The sequence below is a fragment of the Flavobacteriales bacterium genome, from assembly GCA_020635395.1.
GTDB lineage: Bacteria > Bacteroidota > Bacteroidia > NS11-12g > UBA9320 > UBA987.
The window spans coordinates 114,576-133,969 of the sequence record JACJZV010000003.1; the positions used below are offsets into that span (position 1 = coordinate 114,576).

General features: G+C 39.8%; 16 protein-coding genes. All 16 read left to right on the forward strand.

Annotation, left to right across the window (positions count from 1 at the left end; translation table 11 throughout):
• Positions 1–14: 14 nt before the first annotated feature.
• A complete protein-coding gene (locus H6607_09840; GenBank protein MCB9262662.1) occupies positions 15–2,960 on the forward strand; it encodes an SLBB domain-containing protein in 2,946 nt (981 codons plus the stop codon).
• A complete protein-coding gene (locus tag H6607_09845) occupies positions 2,960–4,027 on the forward strand; it encodes a hypothetical protein (GenBank protein ID MCB9262663.1) in 1,068 nt (355 codons plus the stop codon). Before H6607_09840 ends, H6607_09845 begins: the two co-directional genes overlap by 1 nt.
• Positions 4,020–5,132: a GDP-mannose 4,6-dehydratase gene (gmd, locus tag H6607_09850; protein ID MCB9262664.1), complete on the forward strand. Its 1,113-nt coding sequence runs from the start codon at positions 4,020–4,022 to the stop codon at positions 5,130–5,132. Before H6607_09845 ends, gmd begins: the two co-directional genes overlap by 8 nt.
• 30 nt (positions 5,133–5,162) lie before the next feature.
• On the forward strand, positions 5,163–6,107 hold the full coding sequence (locus H6607_09855; protein MCB9262665.1) for a GDP-L-fucose synthase: 945 nt from the start codon (positions 5,163–5,165) through the stop codon (positions 6,105–6,107).
• Positions 6,108–6,230: 123 nt separating this feature from the next.
• Positions 6,231–7,835 carry a hypothetical protein gene (locus H6607_09860; protein MCB9262666.1) on the forward strand — a complete coding sequence of 535 codons (1,605 nt, stop codon included), beginning with the start codon at positions 6,231–6,233 and terminating at the stop codon, positions 7,833–7,835.
• 6 nt (positions 7,836–7,841) lie between these two features.
• The gene (locus H6607_09865; protein MCB9262667.1) at positions 7,842–8,573 is read left to right on the forward strand and encodes a 3-deoxy-manno-octulosonate cytidylyltransferase; all 732 of its coding nucleotides are present in this window, start codon (positions 7,842–7,844) and stop codon (positions 8,571–8,573) included.
• Positions 8,574–8,580: 7 nt separating this feature from the next.
• Entirely contained in the window at positions 8,581–9,207 is a 627-nt protein-coding gene (locus H6607_09870; GenBank protein MCB9262668.1) for an HAD family hydrolase, read from the forward strand.
• A gap of 8 nt (positions 9,208–9,215) precedes the next feature.
• Entirely contained in the window at positions 9,216–11,015 is a 1,800-nt protein-coding gene (locus H6607_09875) for a hypothetical protein (GenBank protein ID MCB9262669.1), read from the forward strand.
• A 43-nt stretch (positions 11,016–11,058) separates the two neighbouring features.
• Positions 11,059–12,489 carry an oligosaccharide flippase family protein gene (locus H6607_09880; GenBank protein MCB9262670.1) on the forward strand — a complete coding sequence of 477 codons (1,431 nt, stop codon included), beginning with the start codon at positions 11,059–11,061 and terminating at the stop codon, positions 12,487–12,489.
• A complete protein-coding gene (locus H6607_09885) occupies positions 12,447–13,793 on the forward strand; it encodes an oligosaccharide flippase family protein (protein ID MCB9262671.1) in 1,347 nt (448 codons plus the stop codon). Before H6607_09880 ends, H6607_09885 begins: the two co-directional genes overlap by 43 nt.
• Complete coding sequence (locus H6607_09890) at positions 13,790–14,440, forward strand: acyltransferase (protein MCB9262672.1); 651 nt, start codon at positions 13,790–13,792, stop codon at positions 14,438–14,440. Before H6607_09885 ends, H6607_09890 begins: the two co-directional genes overlap by 4 nt.
• Positions 14,433–15,056 (forward strand): imidazole glycerol phosphate synthase subunit HisH, encoded by a 624-nt coding sequence (hisH, locus tag H6607_09895; protein ID MCB9262673.1) that lies wholly within the window; start codon positions 14,433–14,435, stop codon positions 15,054–15,056. Before H6607_09890 ends, hisH begins: the two co-directional genes overlap by 8 nt.
• Entirely contained in the window at positions 15,053–15,790 is a 738-nt protein-coding gene (gene hisF / locus H6607_09900; GenBank protein MCB9262674.1) for an imidazole glycerol phosphate synthase subunit HisF, read from the forward strand. The genes hisH and hisF overlap by 4 nt, the downstream gene beginning before the upstream one ends.
• Positions 15,780–16,979 carry an N-acetyl sugar amidotransferase gene (locus H6607_09905; GenBank protein MCB9262675.1) on the forward strand — a complete coding sequence of 400 codons (1,200 nt, stop codon included), beginning with the start codon at positions 15,780–15,782 and terminating at the stop codon, positions 16,977–16,979. The genes hisF and H6607_09905 overlap by 11 nt, the downstream gene beginning before the upstream one ends.
• Positions 16,980–18,038 (forward strand): UDP-N-acetylglucosamine 2-epimerase (non-hydrolyzing), encoded by a 1,059-nt coding sequence (gene wecB / locus H6607_09910; protein MCB9262676.1) that lies wholly within the window; start codon positions 16,980–16,982, stop codon positions 18,036–18,038.
• On the forward strand, positions 18,039–19,391 hold the full coding sequence (locus H6607_09915) for a glycosyltransferase (GenBank protein ID MCB9262677.1): 1,353 nt from the start codon (positions 18,039–18,041) through the stop codon (positions 19,389–19,391).
• Positions 19,392–19,394 lie beyond the last annotated feature (3 nt).

Sequence of the window (19,394 nt, forward strand, 5' to 3'; positions counted from 1 at the left end):
TTTAACTGAATAATATGTTAGGAATTTCTGATAAAATAAGAGTTGTATTACTTGGCTTGTTTCTTCTTTTCAATGTAAAGAATACTATGGCTCAAACCTATAGTGATGCTGAAATTGAAGCCGCCCAAAGTGCACTATCAGAAGCGGGCGTTGATGAAGACGAACTGAAAGTAAGATTGAAAGCCAAAGGTATAGATTTGGATAATATCCGACCTGACCAGCTTCCATCATTAGAAAGAGAAATTAAGGCCACCGTTGAGGAGATGAAGGCTGAACAAGAAACGGATGGTTTGGAAGATGAAGATGTAAACGCCGAAACCAAATCGGAGACTTTAGAAGAAAATGATGATCAAACCAAAAATAAAAATGCTCAAACAACAAAATCAACAACATCAAAAGGTGTAAATACTTCATCCAAAGATTCGATAAAAAAAGTCTCGGAGGCGGAGATGCAAAAAATGAGCAAAGAAGCTGCCGACCGCATTCGGGAACGAATAAAAAATGGAGCTACACTTGACGAAGCCATTTACGACCAACTTACCGAAGAAGAGCAAGACAATTATCAGGCAAGAAGCAATGTCTATGGAATGGACATTTTCTTCAACAACTCTCTTGATTTTTACCGAAACGGAACACCGGCCACCACCCCCGGCAACTATGTTTTGGATGTAGGAGACATTATTGCTATTAACATTTTTGGAGCATCGCAAGCCGACCTGGTTTATGAAATTGAAGAAGATGGATTTATCAGGCCGTCTCGGGCATCAAGATTACAAAAAATATACCTTAAAGGATTAACTATTGACAAGGCCAAGGTTTTGTTGAGAAGCCGTTTTAGCCAAAGTTTTATGTTTAGTGATGAACAATTTGAAGTAAGCCTTAGAACAGCTCGAACCATTACAGTGCATATTTATGGAGACGTGGCCAACCCTGGTAGCTACACCATATCGGCTCTAAATCACGGTTTAAGTGCATTGATGGTTTCCGGCGGCCCAACGGAAGAAGCAAGTTTAAGAAACATCCGATTAATGTCCTCATCTGGCGATAAAACGATTGATGTTTACCAATTCATGGTAGATCCGAAAAAACAATACGATTTTTATCTACATAACAACGATGTAATTTTTGTTCCAAAATATCAAAAAAGGGTATCGGTAAATGGTGGAGGAATAAGAAGAAGTGCAACTTATGAACTTACTGAAAAAGAGAGTTTTAAGGATGTAATAAAGTGGGCTGGAGGCTACAGCTCTACAATGTACGATGGGTTAGTGCAGCATATTTATAAAGAAGACGGGCAACAAAAAATAAAAGACTATAATCTTGAAGAGATTAAAAGAATAAACCCAATTCCGTCTGATGGTGATATGTTCATTCTGCATAGCAGCCTTAAACCGTACGAGAATTATGTCAATATTTCGGGAGCTGTGCGTTTTAGTGGCAATTTTGAATTGAAAGATAGTATGCGTCTTTCAGACCTTTTGAGTAAGGCAAAGGTGGAAAAAGAAGCTTATGCCAATATGGCCTATTTGACCCGAAAAAATATTGATGGCACCTATCAGTTAAAAAGAGTTTATGTGGATGACATTTTAAAAAATCCAAACTCTCCCAACAACTTTTTATTGAAGAATGAAGATAAAGTAGGACTTTATACAGTTGCACAGTTCACTGACCGTTATTCGTTCCGAATTTCTGGTGCAGTCCGTAATCCTGGAGAGCATTTTTGGGATCCTTCAAAAAGCATAACACTTTATGATGCGTTAGTCATGTCGCAAGGAATGCAAAATGTAGCCACAGATTTTGGATATATCATCAGTTCGCCTCCAAACAACCCGTATAAAAAAGAGTATTTGGTTGTTGATTTACGAACAGCATTTAACAACCCAGAATCGGCTGCAAACATCGTTCTGAAACCTAACGATCAAATTGTGGTGCCAAGCATGACCCAATATCAAGATCAATTATTTGTTTCTGTAAGTGGTGCAGTACGAAAACCCGGTGAGTTTGTTTACGATTCTACACTTTCTATTAAAGATATTTTGGTAATGGCAGGAGGACTAAAAATGGAGGCCGCCAGCAACAAGATTGACATATTTAGGCTAAAAGTCGAAAATAATGAACCTACCGAAACGTATGCCACCACCATTGAAATTGATCATGAGTTAAACCCTCTGCAAGATAACATCAACTTTATACTGAAACCCTATGACCATATCGTTGTTAGAACAACACCTGATTGGGGACCTATTGAATTTATAACCTTAAAAGGTGAAGTAAAATATCCGGGAGAGTACGCAATAATGTATCCGAATGAGCGGATTTCAAGCGTTATTGAACGAGCTGGTGGGCTAACAAAAGAAGCCTTTCCAGAGGCTGGAACTTATTTAAGAACTGAGGATAATTTGGGTAATGTAGTTACAAGAATTGATTTGGCCCTAAAAAGGGGGAATTATTCAAAATACAATTTGGTTTTAAAAGACGGTGACATAATAACAATCCCAAAAATAATCGACCATGTGAGTATTTCAAAAACTGGTACAAATGCTGAAGAAATATACTCAGAAAACCAATTAAAGGGCGAAAACTTAAATATTGTGGTTACCTACTATAACAGAAGTGCAAAATGGTATGTAAACCAGTTTGCCGGAGGTTTTGATAAAAAAGCAAAACGCAGCAAAACGTATGTAAAACATGCCAATGGACACATAAAAAAAACTCGAACATTCTTATTTCTCAAGAATTATCCAAAAGTTAAAAAAGGATCCGAAGTGCATGTTGTGTTGAAGGATAAATATTTAGAGAAAGACTCTACAAAAACCAAAAATGGATTTGACACACCAAAGAAAGAGAAAAAATCTGCAATAGATAGATTGACGGAATTACAAACAATGGCAACCATATCGACATCCTTGATGACCCTGACACTCTCAACAATAACCATTATCAGAGAATTAAAACAATAATGGCCAACGAAGAAGGTTTTAATATTTCCAAATTACTTGAACTTGTAAAAGTTTATTGGAAGGAAGTTTGGAAGAGAAAATGGTGGGTAGTAATCATTGGAATTTTGGTTTCTGCATTAATGTTAACTCAAGCTTGGCTTACTCCAAAAAAATATGCTGCACCGCTAACCTTTACAATAAATGATGAATCCGGTGGCGTTTCGGGTGTTGGAGCCATATTAGGCGAATTGGGCTTTAAAGGTGGTGGAGGTGGTAAACACAACTATGAAAAAATTGTAGAATTGTCAACATCGAGACTTATCTTGGGTCAATGTCTAAAAACCAAAGTAGATGTAAACGGTAAGAGAGATTTTTTGGGAAACTTTTTGTTAGATTCTTTAAAACCCGAAATAAAGATAAATAGTAAAAACGTATCAAATTTCAGATTTACCGAAAAGTCTTCGACCGAAGATATTGAATCTCAAGTTATTGCTAATCTTGCAAAGCTATTAAAAGGCGATCAACAAAAGGGTAAAGAAGGTATTTTATCGGTAGAATTTGATGATGAAACCACCTTTATGAATATCACGGCAAAAACTGAATTTCCTAGTTTAAGTACTACAATTGCCAATACAGAGTACGATGTTTTAAGTCAATTTTATATTCAAAATACCATTGGCAAACACAAGGCTACCTACGACCATGTAAAGAAAAAAACGGATTCAATTTATGCCGAACTGCGTTCGAGAGAGTCATCTTTGGCTCGACGTAATGATCAATCGCACAACATAATATTAAACGTTGACCAATTGCCTAAGCAACAATTAACCCGAAAAATAGAAATGTTATATATCATGTATGGTGAGGCCGTTAAAAATCAGGAGAAAGCTGAATTTTTATTAAAAAGTGCAACCCCTTACTTTCAGGTAATCGACCGTCCTGTGGGTCCGTATCAACCGATCGGGAAATCAAGGGCAAAGGCTTTAGTAATGGGCGGAGTTATTGGCGGATTACTAGCTTTAGGTGGTATAATTGGCAGATTTTGGTTTCTTGAAAAATTGGAAAAAGAAAAACAACTCAATGGCTAAAAAAACATTAATAACTGGTGTAACAGGACAAGATGGAGCTTATCTATCTCACTTTTTACTTAAAAAAGGATATGAAGTACATGGCATAAAACGCAGAGCCTCACTATTTAATACCTCCAGAATTGATGACATATACGAGGACCCTCACATCGAAGGTAGGAACTTTATTTTGCATCACGGAGATTTAAGCGACAGCACAAACATTATTCGCATCATTCAGGAAGTTCAACCTGATGAGATTTACAACCTTGGTGCAATGAGCCATGTTCATGTTAGCTTCGAGGAACCCGAATACTCTGCTGATGTAGATGGAATAGGAACATTACGAATTTTGGAAGCGGTTCGTATTTTAGGTCTTCAAAATAAAACTCGCATTTATCAGGCTTCTACCTCAGAATTATATGGATTGGTTCAAGCGGTGCCACAGTCTGAAACTACTCCGTTTTACCCTCGTTCACCTTATGCTGTAGCAAAACTTTATGCCTATTGGATAACTGTAAACTACCGTGAGGCCTACAATATGTATGCTTGCAATGGTATTTTATTTAACCACGAATCACCGCTTAGGGGTGAAACTTTTGTGACACGTAAAATTACCCGTGGTGTTGCTAAAATCGCGTTAGGTTTGCAGGACAAAATTTGGATGGGAAACATTGATTCCAAACGTGATTGGGGACATGCAAAAGATTATGTTGAAGGCATGTATCTTATTTTGCAGCAGGACAAAGCGGAAGACTATGTGTTGGCAACCGGGCAAACCACGGAGATAAGAGAATTTATTAGAATGGCTTTTGAAAACATTGGCGTTGAAGTTGAATTTAGAGGCAAAGGCATTAATGAGAAGGCATTAATTAAATCCTCCGATGGAAGATTTAACTTACCTGTGGGCAAGGAGGTTATGTCCATAGACCCAAAATATTTTAGACCTACAGAAGTAGATTTATTATTAGGCGACCCTACTAAAGCCAACACTAAATTAGGCTGGAAACCAAAATACAATGTTGCCGGTCTTTGCAGCGAAATGATTGAAGCCGACCTCGAGCTTTTCCGCAGAGACGAGCTTTTAAGACGTGAAGGATTTAGCGTGAGAAAGGAGTTTGAATAATGCAATTAGGAATAGGAATACAAAACGCTAATGAATTCATCCTCTAAAATCTACATTGCAGGTCACAACGGCATGGTTGGGTCTGCCATCGTTCGTAGATTGAAAAGTGAAGGATATTCAAACCTAATTCTTCGATCTAGTAAAGAGCTAGACTTACGAAACCAGCAACAAGTAGCACATTTCTTTGAAACAGAAAAACCTGAATATGTTTTTTTAGCCGCAGCTAAGGTTGGAGGTATTCAGGCAAACAACATTTATCGGGCTGAGTTTTTATACGATAACCTTATGATTCAAAACAACGTTATTCATCACAGCTATTTGAATAACGTTAAAAAGCTGTTGTTTTTAGGGTCGTCCTGCATTTATCCCAAATTTGCCGAGCAGCCCATGAAAGAAGAAGCTTTGTTAAGCGGTTATCTTGAAGAAACCAACGAGCCTTATGCCATTGCCAAAATCACCGGAATAAAAATGGTTGAAAATTATGCACGGCAGTACGGTTGCAACTTTACCTCGGTAATGCCAACCAATTTGTATGGCCCGAACGATAATTACGACCTCAATAATTCGCACGTATTACCGGCCTTGCTTCGCAAATTCCACGAAGCAAAGATTAACCATTCACCAAGTGTTGAAATTTGGGGTACCGGCAGTCCGCTTCGCGAGTTTTTGCACGTGGACGATTTGGCAGAAGCCTGCGTTTTTGTTATGGAAAACTACAACAGTCCGGCCTTTCTAAACGTAGGTAGTGGCTCAGAAATAAGTATTAAAGACCTCGCGATACTTATCAAAGACATTGTGGGTTACCAGGGTGAACTCACATTTAACACCGAAAAACCGGATGGAACACCACGAAAACTCATGGATAACAGCAAGTTGAACGCACTTGGCTGGAACCAAAAAATAAATTTAAAAGATGGTATAGAAGCCATTTACCAAAATGAATTTCTGAGCTCCACCCCTCTGCTCAGATCGTAGAAATAACGCTGCATTACACTCAAGGATTCACAGCCAAAAGCCAGTATCCACGCAGCTTATAACCACCTGATCTATTGCTTTATCTACTAAAACGTATTATTTATGGAAAAACCATTTAAAATTTTGGACTGCACGTTACGTGACGGCGGTTACTACAACGACTGGGATTTTGACCTTGAATTGGCTAAAGAATTTATTGCCTCGCTAAACACCGCCGGTGTTGACATAGTTGAAGTTGGTTACAAATCGAAAGTAAAAAAAGGATTCTATGGCAGTTTTAAATATTGCCCTGAAGAATTTTTGCAATTTCTGAATGATTATGACAGAATGGAGTTTGCTTTCATGGTTGATGCAAGTGAGTTCATTACTCCTGACGGATTGGATCATGAATCTTTGAACAGCCTTATTAAAAAACAGGAAGACTCCGTTTTTAGCTGGGTGCGAATTGCCAGTCATTTGCGTGATGTGCAACGCAGTACGCAGCTTATTCATTACTTTAAGGAGAAAGGATATAAAGTTTGTTTCAACCTTATGGGCGGCTCGTTGTTGAGCGACGATGATTTGGTATCATCCATAAAAGCCATAAACGAAACCAAATTGGATGTTTTTTACATTGCGGATTCATTCGGTTCGTTTTATCCTAAAGACATTAAACACCTGCTCAGGCTTATTAAGGCTCATTTCACCGGCCAAATAGGAATTCACTTGCATGACTATGCTAATGCCATTGTGGCCATGGAAGAAGAGGTTGACATCATTGACGGTACACTCACCGGTATGGGACGTGGAGCAGGTAACCTGAGGCTGGAGCAATTTCTTCTAGGCTTAAAAGAGCATTACGGCATGACAAATCTGGTTCCCGATGCACTGCTTGAAGTGATGAACGAATACTTTTTGCCACTAAAACAAACCTACTCATGGGGTTATACCTACTCCTACATGTTTAGTGGAGCAAACAACATTCATCAAATGTACTGTCAAACGCTGAAAACCAGCAACCGTTTTACTCCTAAGCAGATTTACAGCATTCTAAGCAATATCCCGGATGATAAAAGACAGTCATACAAACCTCAGATATTGGATGACGCTATCCACAATTGTCTTGAAGTTACCACTGCACCCGAAAATGGAGAAGTAACCCCAATTCCGCTTTACCCAATGGAAAAATCGGAGGAAGTTGTGATAATCGGCGGAGGAAAAGGCTCAAAGAATTACAATCTTTTTATCGAACATTTTTTATCCCAAAAACACCGAGCGGTACTGGAGTGTAATGATTCGGGGTTACTTGCCGAAAACATAAATCGGAAAATTGTTATACTCAACAAACTTAAACTGGATGGTTACCTTGCAAAAAATCAAAAGAAACAACACCGTGTTATCACCGGTGAGCAATTTATTGAAAACACTAAACCACACGATAACCTGTTTCATCAGCCCTATCATTTGGGGCAATTTGAATTAACCGGGAAGGATATTTCAATACCGGATTATGATGCTGGAATGTATGCCGTTGGCTTAGCCTTGCGAATGGGTGCCAAAAAAATATTTTTAATTGGTTTTGATGGTTTAATGGATGAAACGCGAAATGCCAACATGGATCGTTTTTTTAAATCGGTGAACAAGTACTACGAACAAAAAAACGAGGATGTTCAACTTATTTCACTCACTCCTACCCGTTACAAAAACATCATTGCGTCCAATATTTTCACCTACCTCAACGAGCAATAAGTTTTAATGAAGTGCATTGGTGTAATACCCGCTCGTTACGAGTCATCGCGATTTCCCGGCAAACCAATCGTATTAATTGCAGGCAAAGCCTTGATTATTCATGTGGCGGAAAAGGTGGAAGCAGCACTGGGAAAAGAAAATACTTACGTTGCTACCGACGACAACCGCATTAAAGAATTGGTGGAAAGCCATGGCTACCAAGTGGTTATGACCCACAGCAACCACTTAACGGGAACCGACAGGCTTTGGGAAGTGGCTCAAAAAATTCCGGCAGATGTTTACGTTAATGTTCAGGGTGACGAGCCCATGGTTGACCCAAACGACATTCTGAAAATACTGAACATCAAAAAGGAAAACCCAGGGTGTGTGGTGAATGGAATGGGCAATTTACTTGCAGATGAAGACCCTGCTAATGTAAACATTCCCAAAGTGTTGGTTAACAAACACAATGACCTCATTTATATGTCGAGGCTGGCAGTTCCGGGAATAAAATCGGAGAAAACCGGAACACCACAGTATAAAAAACAGATTTGCATTTATGCCTTTAATCGCCATGAACTGGAAGCATTTGGAAATTGTACACAAAAGGCTGAATACGAAAAGTTTGAAGACATTGAAATTCTTCGATTCTTCGACCTGGGTATTCCCATAAAAATGGTGGAACTGCAAAAGGCTTCGCTGGCAGTTGACATTCCGGAAGACGTGGCCAAAGTGGAGGCTGCTTTATCGGTGAATTAGTTAATCAATGACATTAAATATCAAAAACATACTGTTCGACTTTGATGGCGTTATCCTTGATTCGATGACCACCAGAACAGAGGGTTTTAGACGGATATTTGAGCAGTTTCCGCAGCAGGAAGTTGAACAATTGATAGATTTTCATTTGTCCAATGGCGGTTGGTCGCGATTTGTAAAGATCAGACATTTTTTTGAACAAATACGCGGCGAGAAAACAACCGAAGATCAGATTATGGAGTACGCCAACGCGTATTCCGTGATTATGCGATCGTTACTCACCAATAAGGAAAATTTAATAGAGGAAACATTGGCCTTTATTAAAAACAACCATAAAAATTACATATTTCACATCGTTTCCGGCTCCGACCAAAACGAACTCCGCTTTTTATGCAAGGAACTTGACATTGATCACTACTTCAAGTCTATTTGGGGCTCGCCCACGCCTAAAAACACCTTGGTGAAAAACCTTATTGATAACGAAGGATACAATAAAAATGAAACCGTGCTGATAGGTGATTCGATCAATGACTTTGAAGCATCGGTTGATAACGACATTGCCTTTTATGGCTACAACAACCAAAACCTAATCGGAAAAGGAACGTATTTGTATAATTATTCCCTGTTTTCAGGCTAACATATTCCATGCTATTAATTAATATTCATTACCCTACCGAAAATTTACACAGCTTCATTAAAACCAATCAGAAATCCATAAAAAGGATTATTGACTTTAGCGGTTTGCTAAACAATGATAACATAAAGCTTGATGCCTTGAAAAATCTGAACCATTCGGAAAAAATACTGGAGCTGGGTACCAGGCATTACCTTGAGTTTTCAGGTGAACTTTCAAGAGAAAAATTTAACAGTCGAAAATTTTTCAGAGATGTTAAAATTGATGGTCTCCCGCTTTATTGGGTAACACCCTTGGGCGTTAAGTTTCCGTACAAATTTCATTTCAGAAATTTCTTTTTGTTGCTGAGCTATTTGAAAGTAGATAAACAGGACTACAGCGGGTACAACAAAATTGTAATTGCTCTGCCGGAAAATTGCCCTGAGCTTCAGGACACCATAAAACAACACATTGGCAGCGAGGCTCACAAACTGGAGTTTATCGCCCCCAACCAATCACTTTTTGCTTTCCGAAAGTTTACATCGTTTATTAAGCTTTACACCAAAAACGTTATGGACGTTATGAAATTCCGTATTTCATCCATAAATACGGAGAACATTGAGAAAAGTGATGGAAATTTCTTTTACTCCTTTCCTGTAATTGACAGCGACTCAAAATATGAAGTGGCAAGGGTGGATGACATTAACCATTTTGTAGAGAAAGAGCGTAACACAAGACTAAGTATGCTTCCGCAACGAATTTGGGTTCAACAAGCACAAGTTCCCGATTTTAAAATCTCAGAGGAATATTTACAGTCAAAACCGGGTATATTTCAACTTATAACCATTGGTTTACAATGTATTACAACCTTTTTACAGGTGTTGCTAATAAAACCGGAAAACCGCACAGTTCATAATGTTTACCTCAACACCGGCATTATAAAAAAACAAATGCTGCTTTCCATTCCAGGGTTGGTTTCAGATCTCATTCTGATGAAATGGATGGATAATTTTTTGAGGAAAAGAAACAAACCAACGGTCATCTTTTATGAAGATGAGTTTTACATAACCGGAAGATGTATTTCACACGTGATTGCTAAACACAAAGAAGTTAAAGGTATCGGCCACCAGCATGGTCAGTTTACCGATGTGCATACCGTTTACAACATTTCCACCAACGAAATGCAGCCGTTAAATTCGGCAACCGACGGTTTGCCAAAACCAACCTATTTTGTTGTTTGGGGTGATTACTTTAAAAACATTTACCTTAAAAACAATGCTGACGACGCAAGCTGTCTTACGTTGGGAAATCCGCAATTTATCCGAAAAAAGCAAAACCTGCCGGTGGTTTCCGCTTCACCCAAAAGGTTGTTGTGGTGCATTAGCAACAAAGAATTCTTTTTCCTTGAACTTCCTTACATAAAGTCGATCAACACAACACATCCAGAGTATAAAATAGCCATACGAAATCACCCGATTCGCGGTGTTACCATGCAGGAACTTGAAGAAAATTTGGAAAACAACTCCTACACGGTGAGTGAAGAACTGAACATTTACGACGACATACTGGCATCCGAAGTAATTTTTGTGAGTGGAATATCGACGGTTTTCATGGAATCGGCGGTTGCTGAGCGGCCGGTTTTCCGCATGATTGGCTCCTATCAGGACTCATCCATGGAAAAAGATTATGAAGGCCTTTATCATGTACGATCGGTTAAAGAGCTTGAAGAAAAATTTTTGAAGTATAAAACCAATACAACCGGCAACCATGCCGACAACTTCTTTTTATACCTGAAGAATGATCGCTGGAGTGAGTTCGTCCGAAGTTTATGAAACCGGTTGGCAAACCTTTGAAACCTTGCACTAAAAAAGAAATTTGTTAAAAAAAATCCTTTCACACTCGGTTCTTTACGCTATTGGACCACAAATTTCAAAAATTGCAAGCATTCTGGTTCTGCCGCTCATTACACCTTACCTAACCGCCACCGATTATGGAATTAGCGGCGTATTAACATCGTATAGCGGTTTGTTATCAGGCTTAACCGAAATGGGATTATCCATCATTTTGATAAACACATTTTACAAGTACCAAACCGGTGATAAATGGAAGTTTCATTGGAATAAAATTTATGGGTTTCTAACGTTGTGGTCAGTACTGTTTGCCATCCTGTTGGCCGTACTCATATTTGCAGTAATGCCCAAGGAAGCAGCCGCACAGCGTAACACCATCATTACCATTCTCTTTTTGCAGTCATCGTTGTTTGCCGCAACTACCATTGTTGGAGCCAGGTTATTTCAGATGTTGCAAAAACCGGCTTACATAAGCACAACCACTATAACCGTGGGGTTGGTTACCATTGCGGCCAACCTGTACACCATAAAATACCTGAAAATGGGTTTTATGGGCTGGTACTATTCAGGCTTTATCGGGAGTTTTCTGACCTTTGTATTTTACCTGGTTCCCTTAGTGAGGCGGTATAAGGTCATCCCGTCGTTTCACTTTAACCTTAAATACCTGAAACGCCAATTAAAACCGGCCGTTCCTACCATACCGCACAATTATTCAACGTATATTTTGGATAGTTCTGACCGAATGGTAATGGACAGGCTTGATGTGCCTATACAATCATTGGGTAATTATCAGGTGGGTTATTCATTCGGATCATACTTCAGTTTTTTCGGAACTGCCATTGGAATGGCTCAAGGCCCTATCATGGCTAAGCTTTGGTTTCAAAATGAACAGGATTCCAAACTCAAAATACGAAGTCTTGTTTTTTTGTTTCAGATACTGTTTTTATCTGTCGGATTTTTACTTGCCATGTGGTCCCGGGAAATAATACCGGTTCTTTACCGCAACAGTGCTTTTAAAGATGCGTATGTGTTTTCTACCATCATTTTTATGAGCTATGTGTATTTCCCGTTGTACTGGGGAAGCATAAACAAGCTCTACTATTCGGGCCAAACAACGTCACTTTGGAAAATAGCCTTTGTCCCGGGTATAGCAAATGTGATTCTCAATATCATATTTATTCCGTTTTTCGGCCCGATAGCCGCTTGTGTCACCACATTTTGCTGCTTAATGTACGTGGGTGTTTCAGGATACTACGTAAAAGCCTACAAAAAGCTTAACGACGTAAACTATCATCAAATCAAATGGTTGGCGGCCATTGTGCTGCTAACCATAACCGTTTTCCTTATTAAAGACATCGACGTTTCATATAAAATTGCAATAACACTGGGAACACTGGTTTTATTGGCATTGGGTTGGGGCAAGTACAAAAACAGGCTTGTCAACATCCTGGATTAACACGTTCTCCCTTAAAAACCAATTCGGTGCAGCTAAAATCCATTATACGAAATGATTACTTCAAGAATGTCTTTAAACTGGCAACAGGAAGCACTATCGCACAGGTAATGGCCATTGTAAGTGCACCTATTACCTACCGCATTTACAGCAAAGAGCACTATGGCACTTTGGGATTGTATATGGCTATTGTTGGCACCATTGGTGTTTTCAGCACACTGCAGTACAACCAAACCATTTTACTCGAAAAAAATGATACCGATTCCCATGTGGCACTGTGGCTTAACAGATTGTTGAACATTGGTATTAGCTTATTCTCACTTTTGTTGGTGCTTTTGCTGGGTGATTTTATTTGCTCCTTGCTGAACAACGAATCCTTAAAACCCTGGCTTTTGCTGGTTCCCATTTCCGTTTTTTTTAACGGCCAAAACGAGATAATGAGGGTGTATGCAAATCGAAAAAAAGAGTACAACCTGTTAACCACAAACACCGTTTTAATATCGCTTTTAGTTCCTTTTTTATCCATTAGCATCGGGTTAGTTCGCAATGATATTTTAGGGCTTTTTATTGCCTTGTTGGCCAGTCAGGTTTTGCCTTCAGTTATTTTATTATTTGTGTTGGGTAAACGTTATGGCATTAACAGCAGGCATTTTGATTTTTCGATAATTAAAAAGCTTGCCAAAAAAAACTGGAGATATCCTGCCTTTGTGCTTCCGTCGGAATTTATCAATAACTTTACCAACCAGCTTCCGGTTTTTATGATTAGTCGGTATCTGAATCCAGGAATGGTTGGGGTTTACAACTTATGCACCCGAATGTTAGCCATGCCCATAAATTTAATTACCGGAGCAATTACAGAAGTGTTTAAACAAAACGCCAGCGAAGAATACCATGCAACCGGTAGCTGCCGGCCTGTTTTTATCAAAACCTTGAAACTATTGAGCGTGATTGCCATTATTCCAACATTGGTAATATTGTTTACAGGGCCTGATTTGTTCGCCTTTGTTTTTGGCAACGAATGGCGTATGGCCGGGGAATTTGCCCGAATCCTTATCATAATGTTTGCCGGCAAACTCATTGTTAGCCCATTGTCTTATACTTTCTTCATTGCTCACAAAATGATGGAAGACTTTATATGGCATGTTTGGATGCTGGTTTCCAACCTGTTCATTTTTTGGTTTATGTTTAGTCTTGAGTACCCGATAAACAGTGTGCTTTTGGCATTCGCTCTCAACTACGCTTCCATTTATTTGATCTATATTTTCAGGAGCTACAATTTTTCGGTACAGGATAAATCACATTTATGAGACTCAGCAGGGCAGAAAGATTGGTATTTCGGATAATTCCCAATTGGATTTTAATACGAGTGCTTCCCCGAATGAGGCGTTTTCGGTTTTTGAAAGAAACGGCCTCCACGCAGGTTCCCATAACGTTTACCATGTGGTATAACCAAAAAGTTCTTGGACATTCCGGCAATTGTTACTGGCCTGTACACACAAGCAGCACCGTAATAAATTTTGAAAATGTTTACTGCGGCATTGAAACCTCGCCAGGTTACAGTCCAGGGAATTACATTCAGGCTTTTGGAAAAATTTACATCGGCGATTACACACAAATAGCGTCAAATGTTGGAATAATCACAGGCAATCACGATTTATACGATAACCGAAAGCATGTAGTTAAGGACGTGTGCATTGGAAAATACTGTTGGATTGGTATGAATTCGATTATTCTTCCGGGAACTTCCCTTGGCGATTATACCATTGTTGCCGCCGGGTCAGTAGTTACCAAATCGTTTACCTCAGGCTATTGTGTCATTGGCGGCAACCCGGCCAAAGTATTAAAGGAGTTGGATAAAGAACAAGTTGTTTTCCATACCAGCCCCTATGAGTACAACGGCTACATTCAATCCTCACAGTTTGAAAACTACCGAAAAACCTACCTGAATGTCTAAAATAGTAATAATAGACTACCACATTGGTAACGTAACCTCCGTTAAAAACATGCTTAAAAAAGCAGGTGAAACGGACGTTATAATCTCTGGTGACCCGACGGAAATTGCACTGGCCGATAAGCTTATTCTTCCCGGTGTAGGACACTTTGATTACGGCATGAGCAAGCTTAAAGAAAGTGGTTTGATAACCGCCATTGAAAAACATGCTCTCACCGACAAAAAGCCCATTTTGGGTATTTGCCTTGGGGCTCAGCTTATGACGCAACGCAGCGATGAAGGCACTGAAAAAGGCCTTGGCTGGATTGATGGTGAAACCGTTTTCTTTGATAATGCAGCGTTACCGGCTGGTTACAAAATACCACACATGGGGTGGAACTATGTTACCGTTAAAAAAGATTGCCCGCTTATGGCCGATATGCCCGAGCAACCCCGGTTTTACTTTGTGCATTCCTTCCATTTAAAAATGCACAACCCTGCCCATGTGTGGCTTACCACCAACTACGGATACGAGTTTTGTGTGGCGTATCAAAAAGACAATTTATATGCTTGCCAGTTTCACCCCGAAAAAAGTCACAAATTCGGTATGAAACTCATGGAAAATTTTGTTCGTTTATGATCAGTTTCCGAAAAAGAATAATACCTGTTCTGCTACTCCACAAAGGTCAATTGTACAAAACCGTGCGATTTCAAAAACCTGTTTATGTGGGTGACCCGATAAATGCCGTAAAAATTTTCAACGATAAAGAGGTTGATGAATTGATTCTGCTGGATATCGATGCATCGAAAAAAAATCAGGAACCCGATTTTGGGTTAATCACCGACATTGTAAGCGAAGCCTTTATGCCCATTGCTTACGGCGGTGGCGTAACCCAACTGCGGCACGCCGAAAAGCTGTTTTACAACGGCGTTGAAAAAGTAGTACTTAACACCGTTTTACTCAAAGGTTTTGGGTTGGTTGAAGAAATATCTGCCAAGTACGGGGCTCAAAGTGTGGTGGCATCCATTGATGTAAAAAAATCGCTGCTTGGAAAGAAAAAAGTGTTTTCGCATGCTTCCGTTTCACACAAAATGGAAAGCATAACCGAGTTTGCCAGGCTGTGTGAGAGCAAAGGTGCCGGCGAAATAATGTTGAATTCCGTTGATCGCGACGGAACTTACTCGGGTTATGATCTGGAACTGATCCAGGCCGTTTCGGCTGCCGTTTCCGTTCCTCTTATTGCCTGTGGTGGAGCTTCCTCCAAAGCTGATTTTTCAAGTGCCGAAAAAAGCGGTTCTTCAGCCATGGCCGCCGGAAGTATGTTTGTTTTTCAACGACCTCACAACGCTGTTTTGATTAGTTATGATGTATAAAAAATATAATCCTGCTGCACTAATGTCTAACCCGGAGGCCAACCTTAACCGGCCTTACCAACAATGTGGCGTTAGTATAATGGATACCATTGCCGACCCCGACATTACGTTCGATGAAAAAGGCATTTCCAACTATTACTATGAATACCTGGAAGCCGAAAAATCGGATACCAAAAGAGGGGAAGAAGGAGAAAATCTTCAACGCTTTTGGGCAGAACGCATAAAGTCAAGACCCGGTAAAAACGGATACAACTGCATTTTGGGATTAAGTGGCGGAGCAGATAGCACGTACCTCGCCTTTCTTGCAAAAAAACTCGGACTTAACCCGTTGTTGGTGCATTTCGACTACGGATGGAATTCGGAAATTGCCACTAAAAATGTAGAGAATGCGGTAAAAGCAACCGGTTTTGATTTGTACACCGTGGTGATGGACTGGACCGAGTTTAAAAACCTGCAACGCTCCTATTTCAAAGCTTCGGTGCTTGACCTTGACGTACCTGCCGATCACATGATTTTCGGAGCTCTGTATAAAACGGCCCTAAAGTTCAACCTTAAATTTGTGTTGAGCGGTAACAACGTGTGGACTGAGCATACACTTCCCAAATCATGGAACTACAACAAGTTTGATTTGGTGAACCTTAAAAACATTCACCGAAAATTTGAAAATACACCGCTCAAGCATCTTCCTGCATTAGGTCTTTGGCAACATGCCTATTACCAGTTGGTGCGAAACATCGAAAAAGTTCCGTTGCTCAACTGGCAGGAATACAACCGCGATGAGGTAATCGAAATTATTACCCGCGAACTTGGCTGGAAAGATTACGGTGGCAAACATCAGGAGTCGGTTTTTACCCGGTTTTATCAAGGTTACATTCTTCCCGAAAAATTTTTAATCGACAAGCGAAAAGCACATCTTTCAACGCTGGTTTTTGGTGGACAAATGACCAAGGAAAAAGCGACTGAAATAATGAAAGAGCCTCCATACGATCCAAAAATGATTCAGCAGGATTTTGAGTTTGTTGCCAAAAAACTTGGCTTCAGCGTTGAGGAGTTCCACAAGGTGCTGAATCTTCCCAATGTAAAACATGAATTTTACGGAACCGACGAACGCCAGCGTGAAACCTATTACAACATTATGCGTAGCATAAAACCGTTAACCAAAGCATATAAAAAACTATTTCGTAAATAAATGATCGTTTCCGTTTTTGGTGCCCGACCTCAATTTGTTAAAGCAGCCGTTTTGTCAAGAGCTCTTTCACAATTGGGTATAAAAGAAAAAATCATCCACACCGGTCAGCACTATGATGATAAAATGAGCTCCGTGTTTTTTACGGAACTCGGCCTTCCGGGAGTTGAAAAAAACCTCCACGTTGGCTCCGGCAATCATGGTGAACAAACCGGCAGAATGATGATGGCCATTGAGCAATTTTTGCTGGAACAGTATGAGCAGGTAAAAGCGGTATTGGTTTATGGCGACACCAACAGCACCATTGCGGGAGCATTAGTCGCGGCCAAATTGCACATACCCGTAATTCATGTGGAAGCCGGCCTGAGAAGTTACAATCGGCTGATGCCCGAGGAAGTGAACCGGGTTTTAACCGACCATCTCTCTGCCGCACTGTTTTGCAGTAGCGAAACCGGTGTTGAAAATCTTGCCAGGGAAGGTTTGACCAATCATGTTTACGACGTTGGCGACATAATGCAGGATGCGGTAAACACCTTTTTACCCATTGCCTTATCAAAAAATTACGATACTAAAAGCTTAACCGGTTTGAGCAAGTATAACCTTATTACGGTTCACCGACCTGAAAATACAGACCACCCGGAAAAAATGAATTTGTTTTTGGAGATGATATCTCAACTAGATGGGTCATTCATTTGGCCTGTTCATCCACGAAACAATAAAAGTATTCGGGATTATAACATCCCGCCGAATCTCACGCTTTGTGAGCCTTTTTCGTACCTGGAAATGCTTACAGTGCTGAATGCGTGTGAAAGTGTAATAACCGATTCCGGTGGAATGCAAAAAGAAGCCTATTGGCTTAAAAAACCGTGCATTACCATTCGTGAACAAACCGAATGGGTTGAAACCCTGCACAACAACTGGAACAAACTCTCCCCCATTTTAGACAACAAACTGGTTGAGGATTTTGCAGCAAAACCAACGTTAAACACGTGGAAGCCTTTGTATGGCGATGGAAAATCAGGAATTACAATGGCCGAAACAATTAAAAAGCTTTACTACTAAATGGTTGATGAAAACCCGAAACACCCAACGGTATTATGCATTTTCATGGAGTTTGCTCCTGTAAATACCACGGGTGCATTCCGAAGCATAAAATTTATTAAATACCTGCCTCAATTTGGGGTAAAACCTGTGGTGGTTTCTATTGATGAACAGGAGGCAAGTGTTGTGTTCAATGCTAAAATTGACACGGCATTAAATGACGAAATCAGCCCTTCGGTACCCGTTTATCGTTTTAAACTCGATCAATGGAAACCGGCTAAAAATAAGGTAATCGCTTTCCTCAAAATATTTTTTAGTATTAAGGACAGAATTGCTGAAAACTGGAAACACAACTTTTTTCGCTCAGTTGATTCAGTAATAAAAAAACACAAACCCGATATTATTTACACGTCGGTTCCACCATTCAGTGCCGGAGAACTGGCTTATCAACTATCAAAAAAATACAACATTCCGTTTGTGTTGGATATGAGGGATTTGTGGGCAATGCTCGGAACATCGCCATTTCCCACCTATTTCCATCACAGTTTAACCCGAAAAAACGAATACAAACTGTTTAAACACGCCAGGTTTGTAACAACAGTAACACCGCAGGTGGTTGACATTTTCAAATCAACCCACAACCTTCCAGAAAGTAAATTCAGGCTTATCCAAAACGGCTTTGACTCCTCCACCGAACATTTGTCACCGTTCGAATTTTCACCTTTTAAGGATAAAATACGGATTGGTTACACAGGTGCTTTTTACTATTACCCTGAAAACAACGACGACAGGAATCTTGCCTGGTGGAAACGAAAAGGACACCGAAAGTTACATTACAGCCCGGTAGATGAAGACTGGAAATATCGGTCACCCTATTATTTCCTGAAGTGTCTGAGCATGTTAAAGAATGTTTCACCGGAAGTATATGCCAAAATTGAAGTTGAATTTATTGGCAACGTTCCGGCATGGTTACCTGAAATGATATCCGAATTTGATTTAACAGATAAAGTTATTATTTCCGGCTTTTTACCCAAAACGGAGGTGCTTGAACGGCAGCAAAATTTTGATTTGGTACTGGCCACTTCAGAGAAAATTGTTGGCAAGGAACATTACTGTTTGCCTTCTAAATTGTTCGACTACCCTGGGCTTGAAAAACCCATTGTTGGTTTTGTAACCGAAGGCATTCAAAAGGAGTTTATCAATAAAAGCGGCTTAGGCGTAACCTTTGATCCAGACAATTTAGAAACATCTGTTAATGAGTTGCTTACCTTCCTTTCTTCCACAAAAAAATTTATTCCTGACACTGAATATTTGAATACATATTCTCGATTAAATTTGGCCGCTAAACTGGCCGAATTGTTTAAGGAAATATAAAAT